Source organism: [Clostridium] polysaccharolyticum (assembly GCF_900111595.1).
Lineage (GTDB): Bacteria > Bacillota > Clostridia > Lachnospirales > Lachnospiraceae > Clostridium_AI > Clostridium_AI polysaccharolyticum.
The window spans coordinates 1-11,288 of sequence record NZ_FOHN01000045.1 but is presented as its reverse complement, the minus strand read 5'-3'; the positions used below and the strand labels follow the sequence as shown (position 1 = coordinate 11,288).

Here is an 11,288-nt window from a genome sequence, read left to right as displayed (position 1 = left end):
GATATATTCCTCCAGCCTGGATATGTATTCTCGTAACATTTCATAATGACGTTGCTGTACACTTTTGCGATGTCCTTTGCCATAGACAAAGCTGCTTTCATCAATCCTGCAGATTTCAGCATAACGAGCAAGAAGCTGTTTTAATTGGTCGGGTACGTACTCTGTACTGGTGGCTGCTTTAAATCCGCTCCATACTAATTCCTCATTGATCTCGTTTAGAAGAAGTGTAATTTTATCAAAAAGACGATAGCGAGACTTCTCAGTTGCTTTCTTCCATACCCAGCTGTATTTGTTTGCATTCGCCTCGAATTTAGAACCGTCAATATAAAGATGATTCAGGTCAACACCCTCTTCATCGAAGATTTTTTTATTAATATCATGGAAGATATCCTCAATAGAATCCTTAAGAACCTTATTAATAAAGTACCCAAATGTACGATATGAAGGTCTTTCATTATCCATCAAATACATAAACCTGATATTTACTTTACAGCTGTCTTCAAGTTCCCTAAGTGACATGTAGCCATTTGTCATAAAGCCGAAAAGGACCGTTTTTAACATGTTGACAGGATTATATCTGATGCGACCAGTCTCATGAACCGGTAACTTTTGCAGATACCTATTTATCTCAATTCCCTCCATGAATGTGTCAAATGTAAGAACAGGATCACAAATATCAAGATAATCAGAAATAAACATTGGCAAAATGCCTTGCTTTGGTTTAAAATAAATCTTGGTAATTTTCATTTCAAAAAAATTTTACCACAAAAAGAGGATTTATAACTCATTTAAAGTTACAAATCCTCTTTTTTAATGAAAGGAACTTTTTTCACAGCCCCTTTTTATGGCTGAAGAAATAAGTGAAAAAATATTTTTTGTAAGAAACTGAAAAAAATTATTAAATGGAAAGAGTTCCCTGCTGTGCTTATGTGTATGGCAGGGATTTTATAAACTTTCTCATAAAGATAGGAAAAGTTTATTGTTTTAAAGAATATATTGTGATAAGATAAACGTAGACTTGATTTCGAGACCGGAAGATAGGATAGAAAGGGGGAAGTACATAGCAAGATCTCATAGAAGTTAACAAGAATCCGACACCTATTTTGTTTTATGCAAATATCCTATAGAGGATCATCGGGTGACCCCAGTGCTGACTGGTTTATTAGACAGGCGTGGTAGGACATTCGTGTCAACTAGTCCCATGTGCTTTACATTTTCGATGACATGGGGGAAAATATTTTTAGGATATAGGAAGGATTTGATTGTATGAGTAAGAGAAGAGAATTAACTCCGTTTGGAAAGGAAATTAAACATAGGCTAATTGAGCTGAACATGACACAGGTGGAATTAGCGGCGATGGTGGGAACATCGAAACAGTATTTGGGCAAGATTTTATTCGGAGAACGGGCAGGCACCCTGTATATAGATAAGATTTCGCAAGTGTTAGATCTGTAGAAAAAAAGGCCAGCTAACAACAGTGGATAGGACATAGATGAGTAAAAGAAAGGCACCAGCTCCAGTATCTGGATTTGGATACTGGAGCTGGTGCCTTTTTATACAAAAGAAAACAAAAAGGTAAGTAGAGTGAGAAAAAATAAGGATGACAAATATGAAGAAAAAAGGAAAAAAAATTGTTTTTGTGGTTTGTGCTGCAGTTATTCTGTTTTTTGCCACAGTTTCTGTTATATATATAAATGATGATTATTGTGCATCGGATTTTGCATTGTCTCAAGTGGAATCTAATGAAAAAGTAACCGTATCAAAAATCAGTAAAAATACAATGGTATTTTCGCCAAAAGAGGAAGAACCTGATATAGGTTTTATCTTTTATCCAGGAGGAAAAGTCCAGTATGAAGCTTATGCACCTCTTATGCAGGAGATTGCTAAAAATGGAATTTTATCCATATTAGTACACATGCCTGGCAATCTTGCTGTACTTGATTCTAAAGCAGCAGATGGATTACAGCAGCAGTTTCCAAAGATTACACACTGGTATATAGGTGGTCATTCACTTGGAGGTGCAATGGCAGCATTCTATGTTTCAAAACATGCCAAAGAATTTGAAGGACTTGTGCTGCTAGGAGCATATTCAACTGCTGATATTAGCAAAACGGATTTGCAGGTAATCAGCTTGTACGGTTCTAATGATCAGGTGCTTGATAAAAAAAAGTATAAAAAGAACCAGTCTCATTTGCCAGAATCTTTTGTAGAAAAAGTGATTCAAGGTGGATGTCATAGTTACTTTGGAAGTTATGGGGAACAGGATGGAGATGGAAAGGCAACGATAACAGAAAGGGAGCAAAGAGAATTTACAGCAAAAGTTTTGGAAGACCAGATGAAAAAAAGTAAAAATTGATAAAAGAAAGCGGGACAATGTATGGAAGATACAAAGTTCTGCTTTTTTTGGTTGCGTGCGTATAGGTGATGTAGTACACTTTAACTGACTAGTTTTTCGGTACGTGTAACAAGAAAAATTCATGTTAGGAGAACAATATGAGAAAAATACATCATTATGCCCAGCTGCAGCAGACAGAGTGTGGTCTGTGCTGTGTGAAAATGCTTATGGACTATTACAGGCTGAAAATTCCTATGTCCAAATTAAGAAATGAAATCAATGTAGGCCGTGATGGGACGGCAATTCAGGTTTTAAGTGAGTTATTAACGAGATACCATTTTGATGCACAGATCTGGAAGGCAAGTGCAAAAGAAGTATTAGAAATGAAAAAGCCAGTGATTCTAGTATGGGAAGCCTCCAAATATGTCATTTTTGAAAAAGTAGAAAAAAATAAAGCTGTGATTGTGGATCCAGAAACAGGAAGAGATCATTTAAGCCTGGAAGATTTTGAAAAGAAATTTTCCAATGCCCTGATTGAAGCAAAACCAGGAGAAGGATTCCGTAAGGAAAAAGAACAGTTCTTTTCATGGAAAATGTTTTTGCCGTGTATTCTGCAGGATAAAAAGAAATATGCGGTGGTTGCATTTTTCTCCTGTATCAGTTATGCAGTTACTTTGCTTACCACTACCCTGATGCAGAGCATTGTAGACAATGTAATGGTACAAAGCAAATACTGGTATTATGCCAGAGGATTTGCCCTTCTTGTAGTGTTTACATCTTTGGTCATGTTTTTTAATAGCATGGCAATGATTCGTCTTAGAATGGTTATAGATAAGAATCTGACGTCGAAAGTCATGAAAGACCTTCTTCATGCAGATTATCAGTTTTTTGATTTAAGAAGCAAAGGGGAACTGGTATTTTCCTTAAACAGCTGTTCTGCTATTAGAGAATTATTTGCACAGCAGGTAATCAGCGGTATGGTTGACATGGGAGCTGTCATCGTAATTACAGGGTATATTTTTTCGAGAAACACCACCATAGGGATTGTCGTTTTAATTCTGTTTTTCTTAAATGTACTGTATACCACACTTACATATCCATCTGCAATTGAATTAAATAACGATTATGTCAGGGAACAAAGCAAACTTCAGTCTACTTATATTGAAATCGTTCAGTCCATTATGTCCATTAAAATGGTTTCCTACGAAGAAAATATCTACGAACGATGGAAACGCCAGTTTGATGTGTTCCAGAAGAAGTATTTTGCCAGTGAGAGAATGACTACGATTATCGGTGTTCTGGGTGCTGCCATAGAAATGATCTCACCTGTGACTGTACTGCTTCTTGGAATCCATTATGCCGTACGAGGAGAAATATCTGTGGGAATGGCTATGGCATTATACTTTTTAAGCAACTCTTACTTTGGTTTTGTAAAAACAATTTTCTCCACTTACTGGAGTTTTGTAAGGTCTAATATTTATATGGAGCGTTTAGGGGATATCTCATATCAGAATCTGCACCAAGAGGAAGAAGCAGAAAAGCTTCAGCATATTTCCACAGGAGATATAGAACTTCAATCCGTATCCTATCATTATGGAGGTACCGAGCAGAATGTTCTTTCAGATATTTCCCTGCATATACAGGTCGGAGAAAAAATAGCCATTGTTGGAAAGTCAGGCTGTGGAAAAAGCACCTTGGCTAAACTGATTGTAGGATTGTATCATCCCACAGAAGGAAGGCTCTTATATGATGGAGCAGATGCTGAAAAACTGGATATGGGATATATAAGAAAGCAGTTCGGAATCGTTCCACAGGAATCAGTTTTATTTAATAAAAGCATCTATGATAATATTGTTTTGGAGCGGGAGGACATCACAGAGGAAGATGTTATAGAAGTTACCAAGATAGTGAACATATATGAAGAGATAGAGGAAATGCCGTTAAAGTTTCATACTCTGGTATCAGATGGAGGACTTAATTTATCTGGTGGACAGCGTCAAAGAATCATTCTTGCAAGGGCTCTTATCCAAAAGCCAAAAGTACTTGTCCTAGATGAAGCGACCAGTGCCTTGGATAATGTAAATGAGGCAAAACTGTCTAACTACTTAAAGCAGCAGGGATGTACAAGAATTATTATAGCCCATCGTCTGTCTACAATTATTGATGCTGACAAAATTCTGGTAATGGACAAAGGCTGTATTGTGGAAGAAGGAAAACATAAGGAACTTCTGGAAAAGCAGGGGGCATATTCTTCTTTATACAATACACAGGAGCAGTAAGTAACCTATTAGCTAATTTAAAAAATGCACAAAATGTATATAAACAGAGGCATATCTATGGAAAATGAAAAAAAATGAATAGGAAAGCAGATTTTAATTGTAGAAACCAAGAATAGCCACTATAATAGAGATACGTGAATAATCAAGTGTTTGAATTAATACAGGAGAGTGTGTGGGCAAGAGGGAGAAGAGAATCGAGTATTTGCGTAAAAGGAAAGTAGATATTAGGAAGTTTTATATTGAGGAGGAAAAAATGGGATTCATTCAGTTTTTAGATCATGAAGGTACGTTTTCCATGAAACAGCCTGAAAATTATAATTATTTATATTTTCCGATTGCAGGCGAAAAAGGAATCAAAGGTGCAGTGTCTCCAAATCTTGGAGGAGATATTAAATTAAACCAGAACGCATTTTTAATGGAACCAGTTAGTGTGGAAAATCTGCACAATAACCGTTCGGTCAGAAACTTCTGGTGCCGTGTAGAAGGAAAAGGAATCTGGTCTGCTGTAGGAGCATCAGCAGAGGAAGAATGCCGTAAATTTACAAAGGAACAGGATGACAGTGAAGTAACTGCTGGATTTATGTGGCATACCATTACAAGACAGTCAAAAAAATACCAGCTGAAATCCACAATAGAATCCTTCGTTCCATTAGGTCATAATGTGGAAATTATGCATGTTACCATTGAAAATACGGGAGCAGATGCAAGTGAAATTACACCTGTAGCAGCAATACCGGTATTTGGAAGAAGTGCGGATAATATACGTGATCATAGACATGTTACTTCACTGCTACATAGAATCCGGACAGAGGAGTATGGTGTTTTAGTAAAACCAACCTTATCATTTGATGAGCGTGGGCATCAGAAAAACCAGCTGACTTATTTTATCTGTGGTGTAACAGGTACAGGAGAAAAACCTGTTAGTTTTTACCCTGTAACGGAGAATTTTATTGGGGAAGGCGGAAGCCTTACACATCCAAGAGCAGTCCTTTTGGACCTTCCAGGAATGAAAGCAGGAGAAGCGGTAGAGGGAAAAGAAGCCCTTGGTGGAATCCGTTTTGCAAAAGCTGTGTTACAGCCGGGAGAATCCGTTTCTTATACCGTTGTTCTTGGCATAACAGACAAACCAGAAGAAATTGATGAAGTAATGGCATCATATGACAAAGAAGCTAAGGTGGCGGCAGCAAGAAATGAAGTAGAAACTTACTGGAAAGAAAAAGTAAATGTAGGTTATCACACAGGAAATATTGAGATGGACAGCTTTATGCGCTGGGTCAGTTTCCAGCCATTTTTAAGAAGAATCTATGGATGTTCCTTTCTTCCACATCATGATTATGGACGTGGCGGAAGAGGCTGGCGTGATTTATGGCAGGATTGCCTGTCTTTGCTTATTATGGATCCAGGTGATGTGCGCCAGATGATACTGGATAATTACGGCGGAGTTCGTATTGATGGAACCAATGCAACGATTATCGGGGAGCATCAGGGAGAATTTATTGCAGATAGAAATGGGATTGCCCGTGTCTGGATGGATCATGGAGTATGGCCTTTTATGACCACAAAACTTTATATTGACCAGACGGGTGATATAGAGATTTTAAAAGAGAAAGCGGCTTATTTTAAAGATGAACAGAAAGAACGTGGAACCAGCTTAGATAAAGAATGGGATACTGCATATGGCGTGAAACAGAAAACAGAAGATGGAACGGTTTATCAGGGAACCATTTTAGAGCATCTCCTTTTACAGCATTTATGTTCTTTCTATGAGGTTGGTGCCCATAATCATATCCGGTTAAGAGGAGCAGACTGGAATGATGCTTTGGATATGGCAAGCGAAAATGGAGAAAGTGTTGCCTTTACTTGTGCATATGCTGGCAACTTAAATGACTTAGCAGATTTACTTGATGTGTTAGAGATCAGGTTTGGCTGGAAGCAGATAGAACTGTTACAGGAGATTCAAGTGCTTCTCCGGGATGAAGTGGCAACTTATGAAGATATTGATGCAAAACATGCGTTATTAAAAGAATATTTGGAATCTTGTGGACACAATGTAAGTGGAAAAACAGTTCAGGTAGAAGTAAGCAGTCTGGCAAAGAATCTTAGACATAAGGCAGCCTGGATGCAGGAACACATCCGTAAGACAGAGTGGATTCAGGGAAAAGATGAAAATCAGGAAGAAGGCTGGTTTAACAGCTATTACGATAATCATAAACAGGCGGTAGAAGGCTATTTTGAAAGTGGTGTCAGAATGATGCTGACAGGACAGGTATTTTCTATTATGAGCAGGACCGCTCTTAAGGAGCAAGTTGCGAAAATCTGTAAAAGTGCAGACCGTTATTTGTATCGTAAGGAAGCTGGCGGATATCGCCTTAACACGAACTTCCACGAAGAAAAATTTGATTTAGGAAGAATGTTTGGATTTGCTTATGGGGAAAAAGAAAATGGAGCAGTATTTTCACATATGACTGTTATGTATGCTAACGCTCTGTATCAGAGAGGATTTGTAAAGGAAGGGCATATTGCATTGTCCACGCTGGCAGAAAATGCCCTTAATTTTGAAACAAGTAAGATCTACCCTGGAATTCCAGAATACTTTGATGCATCAGGAAGAGGCCTTTATCATTACCTGACAGGTGCAGCAAGCTGGTATATGCTTACTTATATTACAGAAGTTTTTGGAGTGAAAGGAAAATTAGGAGCACTTACAGTAAATCCGAAACTTGTAAAAGAACAGTTTGATCGGGATGGAAATGCATTGCTTACACTACGTTTTGCGGATAAGAGTTTTCGCATCCAGATTAAGAATCCAGAGAAACTGGATTATGATGCATATAAAGTAAAAGAAGCAGTATGTGATGATCATATAGTACTTACAAAAGATGAGAATGGAGTGAGCCTGTCCAAAGAAGCAATCACAGGCTTAGACGGTTCCATTCACACAATCACTGTTACCTTGGGTGCATAAACCAAGGTGGCAGTCTGATAAAAATACAAAAATTAGGAGGATTCGTATGAACTACGGATATTTTGATGATAAACAGCGAGAATATGTAATTACAAGGCCAGATACACCGGCTCCTTGGGCTAATTATCTAGGCTCACCAGAGTATGGTGCAGTTATTTCCAACAATGCAGGAGGATACAGTTTTGCAAAATCAGGAGCAAACGGAAGAATCCTCCGCTATGTATTTAATAACTTTGATCAGCCAGGCAGGTATATCTATATACGTGATAATGAAAGTAAAGATTACTGGTCCGCTTCCTGGCAGCCAGTAGGAAAAGACTTAGAAACTTATAAGAGTGAATGTCATCATGGTACTGCATATACAAAAATGTTAGCGGATTATAGTGAAATTCATTCCGAGGCGTTATATTATGTTCCTCTTAATAAATCTTATGAAGTGTGGAATTTAAAGGTAACCAATACAGGTAAGAAAGCAAGAAGCCTTACGGTAACTGGATACGCAGAATTTACCAATAATTCCAATTACAATGAAGATCTGGTGAATCTGCAATACTCTTTATTTATTACAAGGACTGCATTTGAAGAAAACCGAATCCGCCAGACAGTACATGGTAACTTAGATACATTAAAAAAGGGAGAGATGGTAGATAACAAAACAGCAACGGATCGTGTATTTGGCCTTGCTGGTGCAAAGGTATCTTCCTTCTGTGGGGATAAAGAAAAATTTATTGGCCGTTATCATTCCTATGCAGATCCAGCTGGTGTAGAAGCAGGCAATTTAGGTGATGCATTAAGCTATAATGAAAATGCCTGTGGTGCTTTAGCAGCAGAAATTGCATTAGAACCAGGAGAAACAAAAGAAATAGCATTTATACTTGGAATGAAAGAAAATGAAGAAGCGGCAGCTATTTTAAAAGAGTACGAACATCCAGAGGCAGCATGTGCAAAAGAATTGGAAGAGCTGATTACATACTGGCATGAAAAACTTTCTCATTTCCAAGTAAATACACCAAGCCCTGAGTTTAACACTATGATTAATACATGGAATGCATACAACTGCTTCATGACATTTATCTGGTCACGAGCAGCCTCCTTTATTTACTGTGGGCTTCGTAATGGTTATGGCTATCGTGATACGGTTCAGGATATCCAGGGCGTAATTCATCTGGCACCAGAAATGGCAGTTGATAAAATACGTTTTATGCTATCAGCACAGGTAGACAATGGAGGTGGGCTTCCATTAGTGAAATTCACTCATAATGCAGGCCATGAGGATACACCAGATGATGCATCTTATGTAAAGGAAACAGGACATCCTGCTTATCGTGCGGATGATGCACTATGGCTATTTCCAACTGTTTATAAATATATTTCCGAATCTGGCAATTTAGATTTTATTGATGAGGTAATTCCTTTTGCCAATAAAGACGAAGGCACAGTATATGAGCATTTGAAACGGGCAATTGATTTCTCTATGAACCATCTTGGAATTCATGGCATGCCTGCCGGTTTATATGCTGACTGGAATGACTGTTTACGTCTGGGGAAAAAAGGAGAATCTACTTTTGTGGCTTTTCAGTTTTACCTGGGCATGACAATTCTTAAAAAGTTTGCACAGTACAAACAGGATGGCAAGTATATTAAATACTTAGAGGAAAGCCAGAAAAAGTTAGAAAATATTATACAAGATTTGTGCTGGAATGAAGACCGTTTTATACGTGGATTTACAGAAAAGGGAGAGGTAATTGGCAAAAGAACAGATCCAGAAGCAAATATGTGGCTAAATCCTCAAAGCTGGTCTGTAATTAGTGGACTTGCCACAGATGAACAGGCAGATCTTGCTCTTGATATGGTAAATCAGCAGTTAAATACAGAGTTTGGTGCAGTGCTTATGGATCCTCCATACCATGCACATGCCTTTGATGGGGCTCTTGCAGTCATTTATAACCAAGGTGTAAAAGAAAATGGAGGTATTTTTTCACAGTCCCAGGGATGGATTATTCTTGCGGAAGCACTTCGTGGACATGGGGAGAGGGCCTTTATGTACTTTAAGGAAAATGCACCAGCAGCCCAGAATGATAAAGCACAAATCCGTAAGCTAGAGCCATATTGCTATGGACAGTTTACAGAAGGGAAAACAAGTCCTCACTTTGGACGTTCTCATGTGCACTGGCTTACAGGTACTGCTTCCACAATTATGGTAGGATGTGTGGAAGGCATTATGGGTATGCGTCCGGATTTCTATGGATTAAAGATATCTCCATCTGTACCAAAAGACTGGGAAAGCTTTGAAATAGAAAAAGATTTCCGTGGAAACCATCTTCATATTGTAGTGAAGAATCCAGGACATGCAGAGTCAGGCTGCAAGAAGCTTCTGGTGAATGGGAAAGAAATGGAAGGAAATTATATTCCAGCTGAAGTTATGACAAAGCAGACAGAAGTGGAACTGATTATGTCGTAATAAGGAAAATATATTTGAATAGGAAAAGGTTGACAAAATAGGAAAAAAGTGTATTGTATTGTGTGCAAAATATTTTAGGAGGTGATTATATGAATAAAAAGTGTGCATTGGCTGTTGGAACTATGCTTATTTTTAGTATGATGTTTGGGGTTTCTGGTGTTGTAGCACAGCTTGGGGTGACAACTGCCGCTGCAACTAAAATTATTGATATTATAGATGCTGGTTCAACGGCTTTGACTATTATTTCGATTTTGGGTACTGTAGTTGGAGCGGGAGCTGTTTCTTACGGTTTTGTTGTAGCTGCAAAAGCAATGATTAAAAAGGTAGGAAAGAAATTAGCAATTACATGGTAATTGCAGTGATTAAAAATGTATGAGCGTGAAAGCTGTGGCAACGTGTCATGGCTTTCTTTTTTACGAGAGTAATGAGGCAGCAAGGTTTCTATAAAAGATGAAGGTTAGAGAGGAATGGATGGCATATAATATGATCGATATATTATTTGAGCATTGGAGAAGAAGAATAAAGATAATAGATGACAAAAGAATGTATCGTGTAATACACAGTGTGGTAACAGTATTTGCAATAGGAATTATTACGTTTTGTGATATTTTATTTCTAAGCAGAAGCGATATTGTTGTGGTCAAGCATTTTTGTAACATCACACCCTAAATCATCTCACTTACTATATCTAGCTTCAAATGGTGTCTTGTAACCATTGTATGAATGAGGTCTTACATGGTTGTACCATGTGTATGCATACTCTTCAATTGCTACGTTTAGTTCCTCGTCTGTTTTATATTCATGCTGATAAATCAGTTCATTTTTCAATGTATTGTAATAACGCTCCATTGGTGCATTGTCATAAGGATAGCCTGCCTTGCTCATACTCTGAGTCACTCCTACAGATTCACAATAGCTTGTAAATGCATGAGATGTATATTGAGATCCTTGATCGCTATGAAGAATCAGTTCCCCTTTTATTTTAGGCTGTGACTGGAGAGCTTTCTTCAAAGTTCTTATTGCAAGGTCACTTGTGATCTCTTTGTCTGTAATACTGGAAATGATACTTCGGTCATGCAAATCCAAAATGGCACAGTTATAGCGTACGCTTCCGTCTTTTAAAAACAAATATGTAAAATCGGTACACCAGCGCTGGTTTGCATCCGGTGCAGAAAAATCCTGCCTGATAAGATTAGGAAATACCTTATGTGGGTTGTGTTTCTGATATCCTGGCTTTTTTCTTCGGAC

At 38.0% G+C, this 11,288-nt stretch carries 9 protein-coding genes; 7 read left to right on the top strand and 2 right to left on the bottom strand.

What is annotated here, in order from left to right; all coding sequences use genetic code 11:
* A partial coding sequence (locus BMY85_RS15985) for a transposase (RefSeq protein WP_143066413.1) occupies window positions 1-747 on the bottom strand: 747 nt, incomplete at its 3' end.
* Between the two features lie 519 nt (window positions 748-1,266).
* Between BMY85_RS15985 and BMY85_RS15045 the strand changes: the two genes are divergently transcribed.
* From BMY85_RS15045 to BMY85_RS15375, 7 genes are all read left to right on the top strand, one after another.
* Window positions 1,267-1,455, top strand: coding sequence for a helix-turn-helix domain-containing protein (locus tag BMY85_RS15045; protein WP_092479204.1), 189 nt, complete (start codon window positions 1,267-1,269; stop codon window positions 1,453-1,455).
* A gap of 154 nt (window positions 1,456-1,609) precedes the next feature.
* Complete coding sequence (locus BMY85_RS15040; RefSeq protein ID WP_242939755.1) at window positions 1,610-2,356, top strand: alpha/beta hydrolase; 747 nt, start codon at window positions 1,610-1,612, stop codon at window positions 2,354-2,356.
* A gap of 137 nt (window positions 2,357-2,493) precedes the next feature.
* Window positions 2,494-4,614, top strand: a complete 2,121-nt coding sequence (locus BMY85_RS15035) for a peptidase domain-containing ABC transporter (RefSeq protein WP_092479200.1) — start codon at window positions 2,494-2,496, stop codon at window positions 4,612-4,614.
* A gap of 253 nt (window positions 4,615-4,867) precedes the next feature.
* Complete coding sequence (locus tag BMY85_RS15030; protein ID WP_092479206.1) at window positions 4,868-7,579, top strand: GH36-type glycosyl hydrolase domain-containing protein; 2,712 nt, start codon at window positions 4,868-4,870, stop codon at window positions 7,577-7,579.
* Between the two features lie 46 nt (window positions 7,580-7,625).
* Window positions 7,626-10,040: a GH36-type glycosyl hydrolase domain-containing protein gene (locus tag BMY85_RS15025; protein WP_092479198.1), complete on the top strand. Its 2,415-nt coding sequence runs from the start codon at window positions 7,626-7,628 to the stop codon at window positions 10,038-10,040.
* A gap of 89 nt (window positions 10,041-10,129) precedes the next feature.
* A complete protein-coding gene (locus BMY85_RS15020) occupies window positions 10,130-10,393 on the top strand; it encodes an uberolysin/carnocyclin family circular bacteriocin (RefSeq protein ID WP_092479196.1) in 264 nt (87 codons plus the stop codon).
* Window positions 10,394-10,511: 118 nt separating this feature from the next.
* Window positions 10,512-10,709 (top strand): hypothetical protein, encoded by a 198-nt coding sequence (locus tag BMY85_RS15375; protein WP_207646559.1) that lies wholly within the window; start codon window positions 10,512-10,514, stop codon window positions 10,707-10,709.
* Between the two features lie 6 nt (window positions 10,710-10,715).
* Here the strand turns inward: BMY85_RS15375 and BMY85_RS15015 are convergent.
* Window positions 10,716-11,288, bottom strand: a 573-nt coding sequence (locus BMY85_RS15015) for an IS3 family transposase (RefSeq protein WP_143066411.1), incomplete at its 5' end; no start/stop codon positions are given.